At 70.8% G+C, this 19364-nt stretch carries 23 protein-coding genes, 1 tRNA gene and 1 riboswitch; of the genes, 15 read left to right on the top strand and 9 right to left on the bottom strand.

All coding sequences use genetic code 11. The features are described from left to right. Window positions 1-40 precede the first annotated feature (40 nt). Both ACFYW3_RS09080 and ACFYW3_RS09075 read right to left on the bottom strand, forming a co-directional pair. Complete coding sequence (locus tag ACFYW3_RS09080; RefSeq protein ID WP_351758948.1) at window positions 41-664, bottom strand: nicotinamidase; 624 nt, start codon at window positions 662-664, stop codon at window positions 41-43. A gap of 155 nt (window positions 665-819) precedes the next feature. Next, window positions 820-2148, bottom strand: coding sequence for a nicotinate phosphoribosyltransferase (locus ACFYW3_RS09075; RefSeq protein WP_351758951.1), 1329 nt, complete (start codon window positions 2146-2148; stop codon window positions 820-822). Between the two features lie 81 nt (window positions 2149-2229). Between ACFYW3_RS09075 and clpS the strand changes: the two genes are divergently transcribed. From clpS to ACFYW3_RS09040, 7 genes are all read left to right on the top strand, one after another. After that, window positions 2230-2544, top strand: a complete 315-nt coding sequence (gene clpS, locus ACFYW3_RS09070) for an ATP-dependent Clp protease adapter ClpS (RefSeq protein ID WP_267802824.1) — start codon at window positions 2230-2232, stop codon at window positions 2542-2544. After that, window positions 2544-3158, top strand: a complete 615-nt coding sequence (locus tag ACFYW3_RS09065) for a DUF2017 domain-containing protein (RefSeq protein ID WP_351758954.1) — start codon at window positions 2544-2546, stop codon at window positions 3156-3158. The genes clpS and ACFYW3_RS09065 overlap by 1 nt, the downstream gene beginning before the upstream one ends. 310 nt (window positions 3159-3468) lie before the next feature. Beyond that, the gene (locus ACFYW3_RS09060; protein ID WP_351758957.1) at window positions 3469-4941 is read left to right on the top strand and encodes an amino acid permease; all 1473 of its coding nucleotides are present in this window, start codon (window positions 3469-3471) and stop codon (window positions 4939-4941) included. 165 nt (window positions 4942-5106) lie between these two features. Continuing rightward, complete coding sequence (locus tag ACFYW3_RS09055) at window positions 5107-5529, top strand: Mov34/MPN/PAD-1 family protein (RefSeq protein WP_389385928.1); 423 nt, start codon at window positions 5107-5109, stop codon at window positions 5527-5529. A 77-nt stretch (window positions 5530-5606) separates the two neighbouring features. After that, the gene (locus tag ACFYW3_RS09050; RefSeq protein WP_311736929.1) at window positions 5607-5714 is read left to right on the top strand and encodes a putative leader peptide; all 108 of its coding nucleotides are present in this window, start codon (window positions 5607-5609) and stop codon (window positions 5712-5714) included. 74 nt (window positions 5715-5788) lie between these two features. Beyond that, a complete protein-coding gene (locus tag ACFYW3_RS09045; RefSeq protein WP_351758962.1) occupies window positions 5789-6130 on the top strand; it encodes a MoaD/ThiS family protein in 342 nt (113 codons plus the stop codon). Next, window positions 6130-7080, top strand: a complete 951-nt coding sequence (locus tag ACFYW3_RS09040; RefSeq protein WP_053683079.1) for a PLP-dependent cysteine synthase family protein — start codon at window positions 6130-6132, stop codon at window positions 7078-7080. The genes ACFYW3_RS09045 and ACFYW3_RS09040 overlap by 1 nt, the downstream gene beginning before the upstream one ends. A 153-nt stretch (window positions 7081-7233) precedes the next feature. Here the strand turns inward: ACFYW3_RS09040 and ACFYW3_RS09035 are convergent, their stop codons facing one another. Together ACFYW3_RS09035 and ACFYW3_RS09030 are read right to left on the bottom strand one after the other, a co-directional pair. Continuing rightward, the gene (locus tag ACFYW3_RS09035; protein ID WP_389385927.1) at window positions 7234-7599 is read right to left on the bottom strand and encodes a DUF488 domain-containing protein; all 366 of its coding nucleotides are present in this window, start codon (window positions 7597-7599) and stop codon (window positions 7234-7236) included. Next, window positions 7596-8009, bottom strand: a complete 414-nt coding sequence (locus ACFYW3_RS09030; protein ID WP_351758968.1) for a hypothetical protein — start codon at window positions 8007-8009, stop codon at window positions 7596-7598. The genes ACFYW3_RS09035 and ACFYW3_RS09030 overlap by 4 nt, the downstream gene beginning before the upstream one ends. A 204-nt stretch (window positions 8010-8213) precedes the next feature. On the opposite strand from ACFYW3_RS09030, the gene ACFYW3_RS09025 reads away from it, so the two are divergent. After that, window positions 8214-8966, top strand: coding sequence for an MBL fold metallo-hydrolase (locus tag ACFYW3_RS09025; protein WP_351758971.1), 753 nt, complete (start codon window positions 8214-8216; stop codon window positions 8964-8966). Window positions 8967-9104: 138 nt separating this feature from the next. On the opposite strand, the gene ACFYW3_RS09020 is transcribed toward ACFYW3_RS09025, so the two are convergent. Continuing rightward, on the bottom strand, window positions 9105-10361 hold the full coding sequence (locus ACFYW3_RS09020) for a PTS transporter subunit EIIC (RefSeq protein WP_351758974.1): 1257 nt from the start codon (window positions 10359-10361) through the stop codon (window positions 9105-9107). Window positions 10362-10716: 355 nt separating this feature from the next. Then, a complete protein-coding gene (locus ACFYW3_RS09015; protein WP_389385926.1) occupies window positions 10717-12018 on the bottom strand; it encodes a PTS transporter subunit EIIC in 1302 nt (433 codons plus the stop codon). 195 nt (window positions 12019-12213) lie between these two features. On the opposite strand from ACFYW3_RS09015, the gene ACFYW3_RS09010 reads away from it, so the two are divergent. The 4 genes from ACFYW3_RS09010 to rdgB all read left to right on the top strand — a co-directional run bounded on the left by ACFYW3_RS09010 (window position 12214) and on the right by rdgB (window position 14579). Continuing rightward, window positions 12214-12507: a PTS glucose/sucrose transporter subunit IIB gene (locus ACFYW3_RS09010; protein ID WP_351758980.1), complete on the top strand. Its 294-nt coding sequence runs from the start codon at window positions 12214-12216 to the stop codon at window positions 12505-12507. A 119-nt stretch (window positions 12508-12626) separates the two neighbouring features. Continuing rightward, complete coding sequence (rph, locus tag ACFYW3_RS09005) at window positions 12627-13361, top strand: ribonuclease PH (protein WP_053683092.1); 735 nt, start codon at window positions 12627-12629, stop codon at window positions 13359-13361. 147 nt (window positions 13362-13508) lie between these two features. Continuing rightward, a complete protein-coding gene (locus tag ACFYW3_RS09000) occupies window positions 13509-13925 on the top strand; it encodes a hypothetical protein (RefSeq protein WP_389385925.1) in 417 nt (138 codons plus the stop codon). A gap of 42 nt (window positions 13926-13967) precedes the next feature. Then, on the top strand, window positions 13968-14579 hold the full coding sequence (gene rdgB, locus ACFYW3_RS08995) for an RdgB/HAM1 family non-canonical purine NTP pyrophosphatase (RefSeq protein ID WP_351758985.1): 612 nt from the start codon (window positions 13968-13970) through the stop codon (window positions 14577-14579). A gap of 46 nt (window positions 14580-14625) precedes the next feature. Here the strand turns inward: rdgB and ACFYW3_RS08990 are convergent. Together ACFYW3_RS08990 and bcp are read right to left on the bottom strand one after the other, a co-directional pair. Continuing rightward, window positions 14626-14709: transfer RNA gene (locus tag ACFYW3_RS08990), tRNA-Leu, on the bottom strand. Window positions 14710-14849: 140 nt separating this feature from the next. Beyond that, window positions 14850-15317 (bottom strand): thioredoxin-dependent thiol peroxidase, encoded by a 468-nt coding sequence (bcp, locus tag ACFYW3_RS08985; RefSeq protein ID WP_266947601.1) that lies wholly within the window; start codon window positions 15315-15317, stop codon window positions 14850-14852. Window positions 15318-15376: 59 nt separating this feature from the next. Here bcp and ACFYW3_RS08980 point away from each other — a divergent pair, with 59 nt between their 5' ends. The 3 genes from ACFYW3_RS08980 to ACFYW3_RS08970 all read left to right on the top strand — a co-directional run bounded on the left by ACFYW3_RS08980 (window position 15377) and on the right by ACFYW3_RS08970 (window position 16663). Next, the gene (locus tag ACFYW3_RS08980; RefSeq protein ID WP_351758988.1) at window positions 15377-15766 is read left to right on the top strand and encodes a DUF3618 domain-containing protein; all 390 of its coding nucleotides are present in this window, start codon (window positions 15377-15379) and stop codon (window positions 15764-15766) included. An 88-nt stretch (window positions 15767-15854) separates the two neighbouring features. Further along, entirely contained in the window at window positions 15855-16157 is a 303-nt protein-coding gene (locus tag ACFYW3_RS08975; RefSeq protein ID WP_267801653.1) for a co-chaperone GroES, read from the top strand. Between the two features lie 71 nt (window positions 16158-16228). Continuing rightward, a riboswitch (guanidine-III (ykkC-III) riboswitch) is annotated at window positions 16229-16312 on the top strand. Between the two features lie 30 nt (window positions 16313-16342). Continuing rightward, a complete protein-coding gene (locus ACFYW3_RS08970) occupies window positions 16343-16663 on the top strand; it encodes a multidrug efflux SMR transporter (protein WP_007264331.1) in 321 nt (106 codons plus the stop codon). A 39-nt stretch (window positions 16664-16702) separates the two neighbouring features. Here ACFYW3_RS08970 and ACFYW3_RS08965 read toward each other — a convergent pair whose 3' ends face one another. After that, complete coding sequence (locus ACFYW3_RS08965) at window positions 16703-19243, bottom strand: transglycosylase domain-containing protein (protein WP_389385924.1); 2541 nt, start codon at window positions 19241-19243, stop codon at window positions 16703-16705. Between the last annotated feature and the right edge of the window lie 121 nt (window positions 19244-19364).

Here is a 19364-nt window from a genome sequence, read left to right as displayed (position 1 = left end):
GGCGTCCCGGGGCACCGGGGCAGGGCCGCGCGGACGGGCCTCAGGCCGTCTCGCGCGGGTCCTGGCCGGTCCGGGCCGCCCGGCCGCCCACCAGGGTCACACCGGCCGCGTGCAGCTCGTCCAGGGCCCGCGCGGTGGTGTGCGGGGACACGGCGGCCGTCAGGTCCAGCAGCACGCTGGTGGCGAAGCCGGCCCGGGCCGCGTCGAGGGCGGTGGCGCGGACGCAGTGGTCGGTGGCGATGCCGACGACGTCGACCTCGGTGACGTGCCGCTCCCGCAGCCAGTCGGCGAGGCCCGCGCCGTTCTCGTCCAGACCCTCGAACCCGCTGTACGCGGCCTCGTACGCCCCCTTGTCGAAGACGGCGGCGACGGCGCCGGACGCCACGGCCGGGGCGAAGTTCGGGTGGAACCCGACGCCCTCGGTGCCCGCGACGCAGTGCACGGGCCAGGAGGTCTCGTAGTCCGGCTCGGCCGGCGGGCGGGCGAAGTGCGACCCGGGATCGACGTGGTGGTCGCGGGTGGCGACGACGTGCCGGTAGCCGGGCGTGGCCTGGCCGATGAGCTCGGTGATCGCGGCGGCGACATCGGCCCCGCCGGTGACCGCGAGGCTGCCGCCCTCGCAGAAGTCGTTCTGTACGTCGACGACGATCAGTGCGCGGTGCATGTCGCGTGTCCTTAGGTCGATGTGATGTGCCGGTGCGCGTGGCTCTTCCCCCGCCCCACGCCTTCCCGAACCTGGGCCGTGAACGCGGCCGGGGCGCGAGGGGCGGGGCGGGGGGCGCCCCGCGGGGGCCGGCCCCACCGCTCCCGTCGGGCCGGCTACACGTACTCGGTCGGGATCACGGCCTCGCCGCGCGACAACTGCGTCGCGGACAGCGGCAGCCGGCCCAGCACCGCCCGGTGCCGGTCCCGCACGGCCTCCAGCGGCTCGCGAGCCACCACCTCGCCGCCCTTGACCAACTGGACCAGCAGTTGCCGGTCGGCCAGCGCCGCCGGCACCGGGCCGGTGCCCAGGACCTCGGCCTCGGCCACGCCGTCGGCGTCCGTGCGACGGGCCGCCCACTTGCGGCCCCCGACCGACGTCTTGCCGCCCGAGGACTTCTTCGCCACGGGCGTCAGCGGCGCCTTCGGGTCCGCGGACGTGGCCCGCGCCACCAGCTTGTAGACCATCGAGCACGTCGGGTGTCCGCTGCCGGTCACCAGTTGCGTGCCGACGCCGTAGGCGTCCACCGGAGCGGCCGCCAGCGAGGCGATCGCGTACTCGTCCAGGTCCGAGGTGACCACGATCTTCGTCGAGGTCGCCCCCAGCTCGTCGAGCTGCTGGCGCACCCGGTGGGCGACCAGCAGCAGGTCGCCGGAGTCGATGCGCACCGCGCCGAGCCCGGTGCCGGCGACCTCCACGGCCGTCCGCACCGCCTCCGCGACGTCATAGGTGTCGACCAGCAGCGTGGTCCCGCCGCCCAGCGAGTCCACCTGCGCGGTGAAGGCGTCCCGCTCGTTGTCGTGTACGAGGGTGAAGGCGTGGGCGCTCGTGCCGACGGTGGGAATGCCGTAGCGGAAGCCGGCCGCCAGGTCCGAGGTCGAGGTGAAGCCGCCGACGTAGGCGGCGCGCGAGGCCGCCACCGCCGCGAGTTCGTGCGTGCGCCGTGCGCCCATCTCGATGAGCGGCCGGTTCCCGGCCGCCGAGGACATCCGGGAGGCGGCGGCGGCGATCGCCGAGTCGTGGTTGAGGATCGAGAGGATCACCGTCTCCAGCAGCACGCACTCGGCGAAGCTGCCCTCCACCCGCAGCACCGGCGAGCCGGGGAAGTAGACCTCGCCCTCCGGGTAGCCCCAGATGTCGCCGGAGAAGCGGTACGAGGCCAGCCAGTCCAGCGTGCGCATGTCGACGACGGCCCGCTCGCGCAGGAACTCCAGCACGGCGGCGTCGAAGCGGAAGTTCTCCACCGCGTCCAGTACCCGTCCGGTGCCCGCGACGACTCCGTAGCGGCGCCCCTCGGGCAGCCGTCGGGTGAAGACCTCGAAGACCGAACGCCGGTCGGCGGCGCCGTTGGCCAGGGCGGCCTGCAACATCGTGAGCTCGTAATGGTCCGTGAAGAGCGCTGTCGACGGCACGTCCACCGGCAGGCCCAGGTCCGCAGGGTTCATGACACGGATGCTAGCGCACATCTCGTCAAAGTGACGAGATGTGGGGGCCCGTTTGTGCGACCGGCCGGTCGCAGTGGCAGCATGGGACAAGTGAGTGTTGCTCCTGTAGAGATCGAACGCACCGAATCGGCTGAAGAGACCTTCGCGGTCCCGGAACCCGACGTCCCCTGGGTGACCCTGGTGCACAACGACCCGGTCAACCTCATGAGCTACGTGACGTACGTGTTCCAGGCGTACTTCGGCTATCCCAAGGACAAGGCGACCAAGCTGATGCTCGACGTCCACCGCAAGGGACGGGCCGTCGTCTCCAGCGGCACCCGCGAGGAGATGGAACGCGACGTGCAGGCCATGCACGGCTACGGCCTGTGGGCGACGCTCACCCAGGACCGCAACTGATGAGCGGCGCGTTCGAACCCGTGAAGGACGGCGAGGGCGCCGAGGGCGCCGCCGTCGCGCTGGAGGAGATCGAGATCTCCATCCTGCGCTCCCTGGCCGTGCAACTGCTGGAGCTGATCGGCCCCGGCGAACCCGAGCCGGCCGCCGACGCCGACCCGCTGGCCGTGCTCTTCGCCTCCGACGGCCCCACCGAGCCGCCGTCCGACCCGGCGCTGGCCCGGCTCTTCCCCGACGCGTACGGAGGCCCGGGCGCGGTGGAGGGCGCGGTGGATCCCGCCGAGCTGACCGCGCGGTCCGCGGAGTTCCGCCGCTTCACCGAGAAGGACCTGCGCACCCGCAAGCGGGAGGACGCGCTGGCCGTCGTGCGCAGCCTGGACCGGCTCACCCCGGCCGGCGACGGCGCGGCGGTGCTGGAGCTGACCGGGGATCTGCGGCTGCGCTGGCTGGGCGCCCTCAACGACCTGCGGCTGACCATCGCGGCCCGCCTGGACATCACCGAGGACGACGAGAGCGCCGTGCTGTTCCGCCTGCCGGACGACGATCCGCGCAAGCCGATGGTGATGGCCTACCTCTGGCTGGGCGGCCTCCAGGAGACGCTCATCGAGACCCTCTGAAGCGCGGAGTCGTTCGCTCAGCGGACGCTCAAATCCGGATAACGATCAGATCACCGCGATGCGGTGATCTGATCGCTTTAAGGGACGTGTGTCCCGATTTATTTATGCCCCACATCACATTTCCGCCGCTCCGGCACCCGTAAGGCCGTGATAAATCTTCACGACCGCCGACGGGGCGCCACCCATGTCCCCCGGCTCGCTTGAACCGGCTGATCGCCGGCGTGCAACTCCATCCGTATCCGGGGGGATCGAGGACCCGATCCGCAGCCTTTCGAAGGCGCGGGTCGGCGTGGAGAAAGGCGCACCAGACATGACCTCTGTGCAGGTCGAGCACGACAAGACGCCCGGCGAGGGCACCGGGGCCGAGGGCGGCGAGGGTTACCACCGCGCACTCGGCGCCCGCCAGATCCAGATGATCGCGATCGGCGGGGCCATCGGCACCGGCCTGTTCCTGGGAGCGGGCAAGGCCATCTCCAAGGCCGGCCCCAGCCTGATCCTGGCCTACGCCATCGCGGGCCTGGTCATCTTCTTCATCATGCGCGCCCTGGGCGAGCTGCTCATGTACCGCCCGGTGTCCGGGTCGTTCTCGGACTACGCCCGCGAGTTCCTCGGCCCCTTCTGGGGGTACGTGACCGGCTGGACGTACTGGCTGTTCTGGGTGGTCACCGGCATCACCGAGGTCACCGCGGCCGCGCAGTACATGTCGTACTGGACCCATGACAGCTTCCCGCAATGGGCGTACGCGCTGATCTTCACCGTCATCCTCTACGGCGCCAACCTGATCTCCGTGAAGCTCTTCGGTGAGCTGGAGTTCTGGTTCTCCATGGTCAAGGTCACCGCCATCGTCGGCATGATCCTGATCTGCGCCGGCATCCTCACCATCGGCTTCTCCGACGCCGCCGACACGGCGACCGTCACGAACCTGTGGAACGACGGCGGCTTCTTCCCCAAGGGCATCGGCGGCACGCTGATGACCCTGCAGATCGTCATGTTCGCCTTCCTCGCGGTCGAGCTGGTCGGCGTCACCGCCGGCGAGTCCAAGAACCCCGAGAAGACCCTGCCCAAGGCCATCAACACCGTGCCGTGGCGCATCGCCGTCTTCTACGTCGGCGCGCTGATCATGATCCTGTCGGTCGTCCCGTGGCACGAGTTCCAGCCCGGTGTCAGCCCCTTCGTGGCCGCCTTCGAGAAGATGGGCCTCGGCGTCGGCGCCGCCATCGTCAACTTCGTCGTGCTGACCGCCGCCCTGTCGTCCTGCAACTCGGGCATGTACTCCACCGGCCGCATGCTGCGCGACCTCGCGCTCAACGGCCAGGGCCCGAAGTTCTTCACGAAGCTCACCAAGAGCGGCACCCCGCTCGTCGGCACCACCTTCTCCGCGGCCCTGATGCTGGTCGGCGTCTGGATCAACTACGTCGCCCCGGGCAAGGCCTTCGACTACGTCGTCTCCTTCGCCACCATCTCGGGCATGTGGGCCTGGATCATGATCCTGGTCTGCCAGATCCGCTACCGCGCCAAGGCGGACCGCGGCCTGCTCCCGCAGTCCCCGTTCCGGGCGCCCGGAGCCCCGTACACGAGCTGGTTCGCGCTGCTCTTCATCGGCATGGTCATCGTGATGATGGGCGCCGACAAGGACGCGCGGGTCTCCCTGTACTGCGCCCCGCTGTGGGGCCTGATCCTGGGTGTCTCGTACCTGGTCATGAAGTCCCGCAACCCGTCGGGCGCCGCCTTCGGCAAGAGCGCCGAGCCGGCCCCGGTCGACGAGACCTCCAAGGGCGCGTAGCCCCTCCGGCGGCCCGCCGGGGCCGCCGCCCGCCCCGCGGGTCCCGGCCGCCCGTCAGGGCCGGGAACCGCTCCGGCCCCGCCGATCCGGGGCCCGTGTCCGCCATTCGGGCCCGCTCGTACCACGCCTCGGTACGAGCGGGCCCGTCTGCTTATCCTGTCGCTCATGCTGACCCTCACCCAGACGCTGTACGACCGGATCGTCGAGCACGCCCGCAAGGACCACCCCGACGAGGCGTGCGGGATCGTGGCGGGCCCGGCGGGCACCGGCCGCCCGGAGCGGTTCATCCCGATGCTGAACGCGGCCCGGTCGCCCACGTTCTACGAGTTCGACTCCAAGGACCTGCTCAGGCTCTACCGCGAACTCGACGACCGCGACGAGGAACCCGCGATCGTCTACCACTCGCACACCGCGACCGAGGCCTACCCCTCGCGCACCGACGTCACCTACGCCAACGAGCCCGGAGCGCACTACGTGCTCGTCTCGACGGCCGACCAGGACGGGCTCGGGGAGTTCCAGTTCCGCTCGTACCGGATCGTCGACGGGGTCATCACGGAGGAGGAAGTGCGGGTCGTCGAGGCCTACTGACCAGTATGTGAGCGGTATCGGTCCACGATGCGGGATCACACTCCAAACGGGGGACGGGGAATCGTTAACATGACCGCATGGTTTCCCACGACGTGAGCATCGAGACGCCCGGCAGGCTGCTGCTCGTGGCACGACTGCACGTCGACCTGTGCCGCCTCGCAAGCGCCATCTGTCCTGCTGCCTGAGCACCACAGCCCCGCCGCGCTGGGCCCCCACGCGCGTTCCCACTCTTCACGCTTAGACGACACTGGAGCCTGCCATGGCCATCGAGGTCCGCATCCCCACCATCCTCCGCACCTACACCGACGGCGAGAAGGCCGTCACCGGTGAGGGCAGCACCCTGGCCGACCTGTTCTCGGACCTGGAGACCCGCCACAAGGGCATCCAGGAGCGCATCGTCGACGCGTCCAAGGGCGGCGAGCTGCGCCGCTTCGTGAACGTCTACCTCAACGACGAGGACGTCCGCTTCCTCGCGGGGATCTCCACCGAGCTCAAGGACGGCGACAGCGTCACCATCCTCCCGGCCGTGGCGGGAGGATCTGCCGCGGCGCAGCCGCGTCCGGCCGGGGCGGTGGACGGGCGACGGGCGGGCTCCAAGTAATGCGCTACGACTCCCCGCTCGCGGCCGTGGGCAACACGCCGCTGGTCCGGCTGCCCCGGCTCTCGCCCTCCGCCGACGTGCGGATCTGGGCGAAGCTGGAGGACCGGAACCCGACCGGCTCGATCAAGGACCGCCCCGCGCTCCACATGGTCGAGCAGGCCGAGAAGGACGGGCGGCTGTTCCCGGGCTGCACCATCCTGGAGCCCACCTCCGGCAACACGGGCATCTCGCTCGCCATGGCCGCGAAGCTCAAGGGCTACCGGATCGTGTGCGTCATGCCCGAGAACACCTCGCAGGAGCGCCGCGACCTCCTTCGGATGTGGGGAGCCGAGATCATCCCGTCCCCGGCGGCGGGCGGTTCGAACACCGCCGTGCGGGTGGCGAAGGAACTGGCGGCCGAGCACCCCGACTGGGTGATGCTCTACCAGTACGGGAACCCGGACAACGCGGGCGCCCACTACGCCACGACCGGCCCGGAGATCCTCGCCGACCTCCCGTCGATCACCCACTTCGTCGCGGGCCTCGGCACCACCGGCACCCTGATGGGCGTCGGCCGCTACCTGCGCGAGCACGTGCCCGGCGTCAGGATCGTCGCCGCGGAACCCCGCTACGACGACCTCGTCTACGGGCTGCGCAACCTCGACGAGGGCTTCGTCCCCGAGCTGTACGACGCCTCGGTGCTCACCACCCGCTTCTCGGTCGGCTCGGCCGACGCGGTCACCCGCACCCGGGAACTCCTGCGCGAGGAGGGCATCTTCGCCGGCGTCTCCACGGGCGCCGCCCTGCACGCGGCGATCGGCGTGGGCCGCAAGGCGGTCGCGGCCGGCGAGAGCGCCGACATCGTCTTCGTGGTCGCCGACGGCGGCTGGAAGTACCTGTCCACCGGCGTCTACACGGCCGAGACCACGGAGGAGGCCATCGAGGTCCTCCAGGGTCAGCTCTGGGCCTGACGCGTCTCTCCCGGATCGTGCCGGGCCCCGGCCCGACCGCACCGCCCGTGCCCGGCCCGACCCCGCCCCGCGGGGACGGGCCGGGCCGCTTCTTTCGGATCGTGCCGGGCGGCGCGGGTCAGGCAAGATCCGGAAGAGACGGCCCGGGCCCGGTCAGTCCGCCCGGAGCAGCTCCGCCAGGACCGCCGCGTGGCTCGACCCCGGGTCCCGCACCGCCGTCAGCAGCGTCACCGGGCCCCGCGCCACCAGCGCCCGCAGCCGGTCCAGCTCCGCCACCGCCTCCGGCGCCGTCAGCTCCGCCGCGTACCGGGCCCGGAACTCCGCCGCCGTCCCCGCGCCCGAGTGGAACCACTTCCGCAGCTCCGTCGACGGGGTCACCGCCTTCGGCCACTCGTCCACGGCGGCCGCGGCCTTCGCCACCCCGCGCGGCCACAGCCGGTCCACGAGGACCCGTACGCCGTCCGCCCCCGGCTCGGGGGGATCGTGGACGCGCCGCGTCCGCACCGTCGACACCGTCATCCCGCTCCTCCGCCGAGCCCCTTGACCTCGTCCCACACCGTCGGGTCCACCACGCCCGACCGGCGCGCGAACTCCCACAGGGACACCTCCTGCGGCCGGTCCGCCTCCAGGAAGCTCTTGCGACCCTGCGCCCCGACCACCCCCGGCGGCAACGGGATCACCCCCGCGTGCCGGTCGTCGTACTTACGGGTGATCCACGCGACCCGCGCCCGCCGGGCCCGTACGGACAACACCAGGCACGGTCGCCCGTCCGTCAGGGTCCACAGCTCACCCGGCCGCACCCGGGGCGGCGGCCCCGGACCGTGCGGCGCCGCACGGCCCCGCCCGACCCACCGGCCCGGCCCGGGGACCAGCACCAGCACGACCACGGCGACGGCCGCGGCGACGGCGGGCCACCAGGACGTGTCCATGTTCCGACCGTAGTCTCGCCACGGCCCCCCGGCACGGCAGCGGTGGCAACGTCCGTACCCGCCGTCGCTCCCCCGGGTGACAGCACAGGTGATTCGCCCCACAACGGCCCGCCGCGGAGGAGCGACCGGACGTTTCGCGCCTTACGCTCGACCCACGCACGGCCCGCATTCCGTCCACGGACCGTCCACGGAGGTTCACGCTCCATGAAGCTCACCGTCGTCGGCTGCTCGGGGTCGTTCCCGTCCGCGGAATCGGCCTGTTCGAGCTACCTCGTCGAGGCCGACGGCTTCCGGCTGCTCCTCGACATGGGCAACGGCTCCCTCGGCGCGCTGCAACGCCACTGCGGTCTCTACGACCTCGACGCGATCTTCCTGAGCCACCTGCACGCCGACCACTGCATCGACATGTGCGCGTACTTCGTCGCCCGCTACTACCGGCACGAGGGCGGTCGCTGCGGGACGATCCCCGTCTACGGACCCGAGGGCACCGAGCAGCGGCTCACCACGGCGTACGAGGACGTGCCCGACGCGAACTCGATGAGCGAGGTCTTCGACTTCCGGACCCTGAAGTCGGGCAGCTTCGAGATCGGCCCTTTCCAGGTCCGTACCGAGAAGGTCCGCCACCCCGTCGACTCCTACGCCATCCGCGTCGAGCACGAGGGCCGCTCCCTCACCTACTCCGGGGACACCGGCACCTGCGCCGAGCTGGGCCTGTTGGCCGAGGGCGCCGACCTGTTCCTGTGCGAGGCCTCCTTCACGCACGGCAAGGAGGACATCCCGGACCTCCACCTCAACGGCCGCGAGGCCGGCGAGTACGCGCGCGGCGGCAAGGTCGGCCGGCTCGTCCTGACCCACGTACCGCCGTGGACGGACGCCGAGCAGAACCTCGCCGACGCCCGCGCGGTCTACGACGGCCGGGTCGATCTCGCGCACCCGGGCGCCGTCTACGAGGTCTGACGCACCGGCGTCGTCTTCCCGCCCCGCGCGGTCCGAGACACCGAGCACCGGCAGCGCACCGCCGCCCGCGCCCGGTACGACGAAGCCCCCGCTCTTCCTTCCGGAAGGGCGGGGGCTTTTGCGCGTAGTGCGCGAGGCCTACTTCGCCTCGGCCTTCTGGAGCTCGGCGAGCTCCTCGTCGGACTCGCGGCCCGGCGTCGGCAGGTTGAACTTGGTGATCGCGAACCGGAAGATCGCGTAGTAGAGGACCGCGAAGCACAGACCGACACCGGCCAGGCCCCACGGGTTCGTCGCGATACCGAGGTTCAGGAAGAAGTCGACCGCGCCGGCGGAAAAGCCGAAGCCGTCCTTCATACCGAGTGCCCAGGTCAGCGCCATGGAGACACCGGTGAGTACCGCGTGGATCGCGTACAGCACCGGGGCGATGAACATGAAGGTGAACTCGATGGGCTCGGTCACACCGGTGACGAACGCGGTGAGCGCGAGGGAGAGCATCATGCCGCCGACGACCTTGCGACGCTCGGGGCGGGCGCAGTGGACGATGGCGAGACAGGCGGCCGGGAGGGCGAACATCATGATCGGGAAGAAGCCGGTCATGAACTGTCCGGCGCTGGGGTCACCGGCGAGGAAGCGGCCGATGTCACCGCTCTTGCCCTGGTACTCGCCGGCCTGGAACCACGGGAAGGAGTTCAGCAGGTGGTGCATGCCGACGGGGATCAGCGCACGGTTGGCGACACCGAAGATGCCCGCGCCGACCGCGCCGGAACCGACCAGCCACTCACCGAAGTTGTGCAGACCGGTGCCGAGCACCGGCCAGATGAAACCGAAGACGACACCGATGACCAGACCGGCGAAGGCGGAGAGGATCGGGACCAGCCGGCGACCGCCGAAGAAGCCCGCCCAGTCCGGCAGCTTGGTCCGGTAGAACTTCTGGTAGAGCAGCGCGACGACGATGCCCATCACGACACCGCCGAGGACCTTGGCGTCCACCGCCGCCTCGACCATGACGATCTTGCCGTCGACCACCTTGCCAACCTTCGGCAGGTTCGGGTCGGTGAACGTGGCGAGCACGTTCTTGAAGACCAGGTAACCGGTCACCGCGGCCAGGGCGGTCGAGCCGTCCGACTTCTTCGCGAAGCCGATCGCGATGCCCACGGCGAACAGCAGCGCCATGTTGTCGAGGATCGCACCGCCGCCGGCGGACATGTAGCCCGCGATCTTGGTGAGGAAGTCCGGCAGTGACGGCCTGCCGAGCATGTCGTCATTGCCCAGGCGGACGAGCAGCGCGCCTGCCGGCAGCACCGCGACGGGGAGCATGAGGCTCCGGCCGATGCGCTGCATGACGGCCATCACACCAGCGCCCTTCTTCGTTTCCGCAGCGGTGGCTGTGGACATGGTCTTCCTCCAGTGGGCAAGGCGCCGCCCGGGGGCATGGAAACGGGGGCTTGGCGGCGTCTCAGAAAGGGGGGACCCGGGGCCGGACAAGCCCTCATGGTCTACACCACTTGGTGGTGTAGACCAGTTGTAGCACGGTGAGGTCTACGTAAGGAACCCGTCATTTTCGTGGCCCGGACCACATGGGGGCACACGTGGCAAAAGCCCCCGGATCCCTGAGGGTCCGAGGGCCTTGAAGTTCGGGACTTGAGCCCGTCCTGCGACTATATCCACTGTTTTGGTGAGGTCGTGCCACCGGCCGGCGCCGTCCGGCCCGTGGCCGCCCGTGTGGGTTCCGTACGGCCGGGGCCCGCCGCTACGCCTTGGTGTTGTCCGCCTCCATCGCCTCGATCTCCTCGTCCGTCTCCCGACCCGGTGTCGGGATGTCGAACCTCGTGATCGCGAAACGGAACACCGCGTAGTAGACGGCCGCGAATCCCAGGCCGATCGGGATGATCAGCCAGGGCTTCGTGGCGAGCCCCCAGTTGATGACGTAGTCGATCAGGCCGGCCGAGAAGCTGAAGCCGTCGTGGACGCCGAGCGCCCACGTCACCGCCATCGAGACGCCCGTCAGCAGCGCGTGGATCACGTAGAGCAGCGGCGCCACGAACAGGAACGAGTACTCCAGCGGCTCGGTGATGCCGGTGACGAAGGACGTCAGGGCCACCGACAGCATCAGACCGCCGACCTCCTTGCGGCGCACCGGCTTCGCGCAGTGCGTGATGGCCAGCGCCGCCGCCGGGAGCGCGAACATCATGATCGGGAAGAAGCCGGAGAGGAACTGTCCGGCGTTCGGGTCGCCCGCCAGGAACATGGCGATGTCACCGTGGACCACCTGCCCGTCCGGCTTGGTGTAACTGCCGAACTGGAACCACACCGGCACGTTCAGGAACTGGTGCAGGCCGATCACCAGCAGCGCGCGGTTCGCGACGCCGAAGATGCCCGCGCCCCACGAACCCAGCCCCACCAGCCAGTCGGAGAAGCTCTCCAGCGCGTCACCGATCGGCGGCCAGATCCACAGGCAGATGACGGCGAAGCCGATCGCGACGAACGCCATGATGATCGGGACCAGGCGCCGGCCGTTGAAGAAGCCCAACCAGTCGACCAGCTTCACCCGGTGGTAGCGCTGCCAGAACCAGGCCGACAGCAGGCCCATCACGATGCCGCCGAAGACCCCCGGGTTCTGGAAGGTGTACTCGGCGAACGCGCCGTCCGCCCCCAGGCAGCCGCCCCCGATGTCGCGGGTCCCCACGGGGCAGGGCTGGGGGAAGGCGCGCAGCACGCTCCGGTAGACGAGGAAGCCCACGACGGCGGCCAGCGCGGTCGAACCGTCCGCCTTCTTGGCCATGCCGATCGCGACGCCGATGCAGAAGAGGAGGGGCAGGCCGAGGTCGGCGTTGAGCAGGGCGCCGCCCGCGCTCGCCATGACCCGGGCCACGTCGTTCCAGGCGAGACCCTCCGCGCCGAAGACGTCGGGCTGGCCGAGACGGTTGAGGATGCCCGCGGCGGGCAGCACGGCGATGGGCAGTTGGAGGCTCCGCCCCATCTTCTGCAGCCCCTGGAACAGGCCGTTCCACCACTGTGGTCGTGGTGCTGCCGCGGCGCTGCTCGTGCTCATCGGCGTCCTCCCTGGCCGGCCCGTTTTGGCAGTCGCGCCATGTGCGGCACACTGGTGTAGACCACTTGTGATGTGATGGCATTTCACCCGCCCGGAGGGCAGGTTGAAGCTGATCGTCATCATTCGGCAGATGCCGGGCACGCGCTCGTGTAGATGGGCCAACCGTGAGTTACCGTGACGAAGCGGAGCTCCCGGGTGGGTAGTCAGGCATCCGGCCGCCGAGACTCGTTCTTCGTAACACTCAGGGAGAAACAGATGGCCACCAAGGCTGAGAAGATCGTCGCCGGGCTCGGCGGTATCGACAACATCGAAGAGGTCGAGGGCTGCATCACCCGCCTGCGCACCGAGGTCAAGGACCCGGGCCTGGTCGACGAGATCGCGCTGAAGGCCGCCGGCGCCCACGGCGTCGTCAAGATGGGCACCGCGATCCAGGTCGTCATCGGCACCGACGCCGACCCGATCGCCGCCGACATCGAAGACATGATGTGAGCTGAGCCCACCCGCTCGGCACCCCCGCGCGCGCACCCCGCGCCCGTAGGGCAGGACCCCGTACCGGACCCATCCGGACGGGGTCTTCTCGTACCCCCGCACCGACTAGGCTCGGCATCATGTCTCGCATCGACGGCCGCACGCCCGAACAGCTCCGCCCGGTCACCATCGAACGCGGATGGAGCAAGCACGCAGAGGGCTCCGTCCTCATCTCCTTCGGCGACACGAAGGTCTTCTGCACCGCCTCCTTCACCGAAGGCGTCCCGCGCTGGCGCAAGGGCAGCGGCGAAGGCTGGGTCACCTCCGAGTACTCGATGCTGCCCCGCTCCACCAACACCCGCGGCGACCGCGAGTCCGTCCGCGGCAAGATCGGCGGGCGCACCCACGAGATCTCCCGCCTCATCGGCCGCTCGCTGCGCGCCGTCATCGACTACAAGGCCCTCGGCGAGAACACGATCGTCCTCGACTGCGACGTCCTCCAGGCCGACGGCGGCACCCGCACCGCCGCCATCACCGGTGCCTACGTCGCCCTCGCCGACGCCGTCGCCTGGGGCCAGAAGAAGAAGCTGATCAAGGCGGGCCGCAAGCCCCTCGTCGGCACCGTGGCCGCCGTCAGCGTCGGCATCGTCGACGGCGAACCCCTCCTCGACCTCTGCTACGAGGAGGACGTGCGCGCCGAGACCGACATGAACGTCGTCTGCACCGGCGACGGCCGCTTCGTCGAGGTCCAGGGCACCGCCGAGGGCGAGCCCTTCGACCGCAAGGAACTGAACGCCCTCCTCGACCTCGCCGCCGGCGGCTGCGCCGACCTCCAGGCCCTCCAGCTCGGCGCCCTGGAGCTCCAGGCCCCCTGACGGCAACCGCCGGGCGTCGCCCGGCGTCTACGCGGATGACGCGGTACGGGCGCACGGTGTCACCACCGTGCGCCCGTCCACGTATCCGCGCATCCGGGTATCCGCGCCCCGTGGACCCGGGCATCCACGACTTCCGGGGGGACCCGCATGAAGCTCTCGCCCAAGCCCAAGCCCAAGTTCAAGCCGAAGCACCGCATAGCCGCCGTCGCCCTCGCGGCCGCCCTCGCCGTGCCGGCGCTCACCTCCTGCGACGCCATCTCCACCGCGATGGACTGTGCCAACACGGCCGTGGCCATCGCGGACAGCGCCAACGACCTCCAGCAGGCGGTCTCGCAGGCCGGCAACAGCCCGCAGGACGCGCAGAACGCCCTCAACGCCATCGACACCAACCTGAAGAAGATCGGCGACCAGACCGACAACGCCGACCTGGGCAAGGCCATCGACTCGATGACCACCGCCGTGAAGAACGTCCGCACCTCCATCGAGGGCGGCAACGTCAACCCCGACATCCAGCCGGTCGCCGACGCCGCCTCGGAGATCTCCAAGGTCTGCACCCCCGGCTGACCCGTCGCCGGGCGCCGCCGGGCGACGCGGGATAATCGGCGCATGACGACCTCGCCGCGCCTGATCCTCGCCACCCGCAACGCGGGCAAGATCTCCGAACTCCACGCCATCCTGTCCGACGCCGGCCTGCCGCACGAGCTGGTCGGCGCGGACGCGTACCCGGAGATCCCCGACGTCAAGGAAACCGGCGTCACCTTCGCCGAGAACGCCCTGCTCAAGGCGCACGCCCTCGCCCGGGCCACCGGCCTGCCGGCCGTGGCCGACGACTCCGGCCTCTGCGTGGACGTCCTGAACGGCGCCCCCGGCATCTTCTCCGCCCGCTGGGCCGGCACCCACGGCGACGACAAGGCCAACCTGGACCTGCTCCTGGCCCAGATCGGGGACATCGCCGACGAGCACCGCGGCGCCCACTTCGCCTGCGCCGCCGCCCTCGCCCTGCCGGACGGAACCGAACGCGTCGTCGAAGGGCGGCTCCTCGGCACCCTGCGCCACACCCCGGCCGGCGCCGGCGGCTTCGGCTACGACCCGATCCTCCAGCCCTCGGGCGACACCCGCACCTGCGCGGAACTCACCGCGGCGGAGAAGAACGCCATCTCCCACCGGGGTCAGGCCTTCCGGGCCCTGGTCCCCGTGATCCGCGAACTGCTCGGGTAGCACGAAGGGCCTGTGAATCGCGTTTCGATTCACAGGCCCTCACGGGTGCGGCGGAAGGGATTCGAACCCTCAAGCCGTTTCACGGGCCACAGATCCTAAGTCTGCTGCGTCGCCGTTGCGCCACCGCCGCCGGCCGCCTGCCATGATAGCGGGCGGCCGGCCGCCCCGGCCGGCAGGACCGGTCGATCTCGCGGCGGCGGTCTCACGACACCATGTGTCGGTGGTCGCGCGGCAGTTGGGGCGAGGTGCCCGCAGGCCCCCCGGGCCGGATCAGATCCCGAGGTCCTTGATGATCTTGGCTACGTGGCCGGTGGCCTTGACGTTGTAGAAGGCCCGCTCGACCTTGCCGTCCTCGTCCACGACCACCGTCGAGCGGATGACCCCGGTGACCGTCTTGCCGTACAGCTTCTTCTCGCCGAAGGCCCCGTACGCCGCCAGGACCTCCTTGGAGGGGTCGCCGACCAGGGTCACCTTCAGGTTCTCCTGCTCGCGGAACTTCGCCAGCTTCTCCGGCTTGTCCGGGGAGACTCCGATGACGTCGTAACCCGCCTGGGCGAGTACCGCCAGATTGTCCGTGAAGTCGCACGCCTGCTTGGTGCAGCCCGGCGTCAGGGCGGCCGGATAGAAGTACACGATGACCTTGCGGCCCTTGTGGGAGGCAAGCGAGACCTCGTTGCCGTCCGCGTCGGGCAGGGTGAAGGCGGGGGCGGTGTCGCCCGGCTCAAGTCGCTCGCTCATGTCAGGAGTCTCCTCGGGAGGGGATCGGTACGGTCCGAGACTAAGCTGACAGACTGTTCATGGTGGGCTACGCCCCCTTCACGACCGACCACGACGACGGAGGCAGCGCGGTGCCGGAAGCCAGGACCCCCGCACAGGATGCCAGGACCCCCGCACAGATCGAGGCGGACATCGTCCGTCGCCGGGAGCAGCTGGCCGAGACGCTCGACGAGATCGGTGTGCGCGTGCACCCGAAGACGATCGTCGGGGACGCCAAGGCCCGGGTGGTCGGCGTCGTCGACCACACCGCCGGGCGCGCCGTCGTCACCGCGAACCGTCTGGTGACGGACGTGAAGGACGGCCTGCGGCACGACGACGGGGCGCCGCGCCTCGAACGGATCGTGCCGCTCGCGCTGTTCGCGGTCGGCGTCGCCGGTCTGGTGGTGCTGGCCGTGCGCCGCAAGCGCTGATGGCCCGCCGGCGCACACCGGGCGCGCGGGCGGGTAGGTTCGGGGCGTGAGCGACGACACCACCACCCACGACAAGCTGCCCATCCGCATGCTGCACGACCGCGTGCTCGTGCGATCCGACTCTCCCGAGGGCGAGCGGCGCTCGGGCGGCGGCATCCTGATCCCGGCGACGGCCGCGGTGGGCAAGCGGCTCGCCTGGGCCGAGGTGGTCGCGGTCGGACAGAACGTCCGGGGCGTGGAGCCCGGCGACCGGGTGCTGTACGACCCCGAGGACCGGGCCGAGGTCGAGGTGCGCGGGGCGACGTACGTGCTGATGCGCGAGCGGGACCTGCACGCGGTGGCCGCGGAGCGGCTCGCGGGGTCCGAGGATTCCACCGGGCTGTACCTGTAGGAGCGCCGCGGGACCCGTAGGGGCGCCGCGAGCGGGGCGAAGGGCTGGTGGCGGAGGTCACCGGCCCTTTTCGTGCTCCTTTGCTACGGTGGGAAGGAACCCCGACGAGACGCGCCGTACCGGGTGGCCTTGGCTGTACGACAAGACGACGCACCCCGTTCGCTCTCGTTCCGGAGGTGCCTGTCATGGCCTGGGTTCTGCTCGTCGTCGCCGGTCTGCTCGAAGTCGGCTGGTCGATCGGCATGAAGTTCACCGAGGGATTCACCCGACTCTGGCCCAGCGTGTTCACCGGCGCCGGGATCGTCGCCAGCATGGTGCTGCTGTCCTACGCCGCCAAGACCCTGCCGATCGGCACGGCCTACGGGGTCTGGGTGGGCATCGGCGCGGCCGGCGCGGCGGTGTTGGGGATGGCGGTGCTCGGTGAGCCCGTCACCGCCGCCCGGATCTTCTTCATCTGCCTGCTGCTGGTCGCCGTGGTGGGCCTGAAAGCGACCTCCGGTCACTGACCGGGCGCCGTCCGGCCGCGCGCTTCGGGCCGGCGTGCGTCACTCCAGGTAGTCCGCCGGGGGACGGCGGCCCCGGAGGGGTCCGCCCGGGCCCTGGTCCGGGGGCTGGTCGCCCTGGCCCTCGCCCCCGGTGCTCTGGCCGCCCCGGGTCTGGCCGCCGCCGGTGTCGCCCCCGGTGGTCCGGCCCGCGGTGGCCTGTCCGCCGTTGGTCTGGCCGCCCTGGGTGTCGCCCCCGGTGCCCTGCCCTCCGTTGGTGTCGCCGCCCGTGTTCCGTCCGCCGTCGGTCTGCCCCTGGTCGCGGCCCTGGCCCTCGTTCTGCCCCTGCCCCTGTGTCCGGCCCTGGTCCCGGCCGCCCTGGTCCCCGCCGTCGCTCGGGCGGGCGGGCCGGCTCGGTGACACGGGCGCGGCGGGGGTGCGGCTGCCCGGGCTCTGCGGCCGGCTCGGCTCGACGGGCGGCACGGGGGGTGGGGCCGCGCCCTCCTGGAGTTCGAGGTCGAAGTCGACCGGGTCCGTGGCCTCCAGGGCCGTCTTCGTGTACGCCGCCCAGATGCGCGCCGGATACCCGCCGCCGCCGATGCGGCTCTCGCCGAGCGCCCCGTACAGGGACTCCAGCCTGCCCGTGTCGGGGTCCTGGCCCATCATCGAGACCACCGTGACCAGGTCCGGGGTGTACGCGGCGAACCAGGCGGCGCGGTCCAGTTCGGCGGTGCCGGTCTTGCCGGCCGCCGGCCGGCCGGCGGCGAGCGCGGCCGTGCCGGTGCCGTTGTCCACCACGCTGACCAGCATCGAGGTGGTGGTGTCGGCCGACTCGCGGCTGACGGCCTGCTGTGGGGTGCGGTCGGGGAGGCGGACGGTGTCGTCGCCCTTGCTGATCTTCTCCAGGAAGGTGTACGGGGTGCGGCGGCCGTGGTCGGCGAGCGTCGCGTAGGCCTGGGTCATGTCGAGGACGCTGGCCTGGATGGTGCCGAGCGCCATCGCCGGGCCGGGATCCCAGTTGGGGGTGTTCGCGGGGATTCCGAGGGCGACGGCGGTCTTCTTGACCTTGTCGGTGCCGACGTCGACGACCATCTGCGCGAAGACGGTGTTGACGGAGAGGTCGGTGGCGGTGTTCACGGTGATGTCCCCGTACGACAACTGCCCCTCGTTCTCCGGCGCGTAGACCAGCCGGGTGCCGACGACCCGGCGCTTGTTGTCCCCGTTGTAGACGGTGTTCGGGGTGATGAGTCGGCCGTCCTGGGTGCGGGAGTCGTTCTCGACGGCGGCGGCGAACACGAACGGCTTGAAGGTGGAGGCCACCTGGTAGTCGTGCCGGGTCGCGTTGTTCACGTACTGCCGGGTGTAGTCGATGCCGCCGTACATGGCGACGACCTTGCCGGTGGCCGGGTCGATGGAGACCCCGCCGGCCCGTACGACGCGGTCGGCCTTGCGCGTCTTCGGGTCGAGTTTGGAGACCATCTCGGTGTCGACGGCGGCGACGAAGGCGTTCTGGCGGCGCTTGTCGATGGTCGTGGCGATCCGGTAGCCGCCCTCGGCGAGGGTCTTGTCGTCGAGGATCCCGCGATCGACGATGTAGTCCTTGACGGCTTCGACGAGGTAGCCACGCTGCCCGGACAGCCCGGCCGCCGGGCGGAGTTTGCCCGGTTCGGGGAACCGGGCCGCCGCCCGTTCGGCCGGGGTCATCCAGCCCTTCTTCACCATGCCGTCGAGGACGTAGTTCCAGCGGGCGAGGGCGCGGCCGCGGCTCTGCGGGTGGGCGACGACGTCGAAGGCGCTGGGGGAGTTGAGGAGGGTGGCGAGGTAGGCGCCCTCGGCGGTGCCGAGCGTGCCCACGTCCTTGCCGTAGTAGGCCTGGGCGGCGGCCTGGATGCCGTAGGCGTTGCGGCCGAAGTAACTGGAGTTCAGATAGCCCTCCAGGATGTAGTCCTTCGACTTCTCGCGGCCGAGTTTGATCGCGATGAAGAACTCCTTGGCCTTCCGCTTCACCGTCTGTTCCTGGCCCAGGTAGTAGTTCTTGACGTACTGCTGGGTGATGGTCGACCCGGACTGCTTGCCCTTGCCGGTGAGCGTGTTCCAGGCGGCGCGGAGCATCGCCTTGGGGTCCACCGCCCGTTCGGAGTGGAAGTCCCGGTCCTCGGCGGCCAGTACGGCCTCCTGGACCGTGAGCGGGACCTGGGAGAGCGCGACGTTGACCCGGTCGACCTCGCCGTCACGGGCGAGCGGGGAGCCGTCGGCGTAGAGGTAGACGTTGGACTGGGCGGTGGCGGCGGCGTTGGCGGGCGGGATGCGGACCAGCAGGTAGCCGGCGACCAGGGCGCCGCCGACCAGCAGGGCGATCAGCAGGACGCCGCCCAGGAGCATGCGCCAGGTGGGGAGGGCCCGGCGCCAACCGGTCCGCCGGCGCCTGACCTTGCCGGGCCTCGGGCCCGTGCTCCCGGCGGTGCTCCCGGCGGTCCGCGCGCCGCCGCCCTCTTCCCGGGGCGTGCCCCCGGGGCCGCGTCCGACGTTCGGGGTCGATTGCGGTTCGTCGGGGGAGTCCGGGTCGCGAGGAGTCCAGCCCGGGGGTGGTGACTGGTCGCTCATCTCCTGGGCTCCTCGCGGCCGTCGTGCCAAATGTCCACATCTGTCCCTCATGGTGTCTACCTGATGGCCACTGATTCCGCGCCGGACGGGCATAAATCGGTCGCGTGGATCGCCCCTCCGC

This window comes from Streptomyces sp. NPDC002602, from assembly GCF_042889445.1.
In the GTDB taxonomy this organism is placed as follows: domain Bacteria; phylum Actinomycetota; class Actinomycetes; order Streptomycetales; family Streptomycetaceae; genus Streptomyces.
This window is presented reverse-complemented; position numbering and strand designations above follow the sequence as displayed.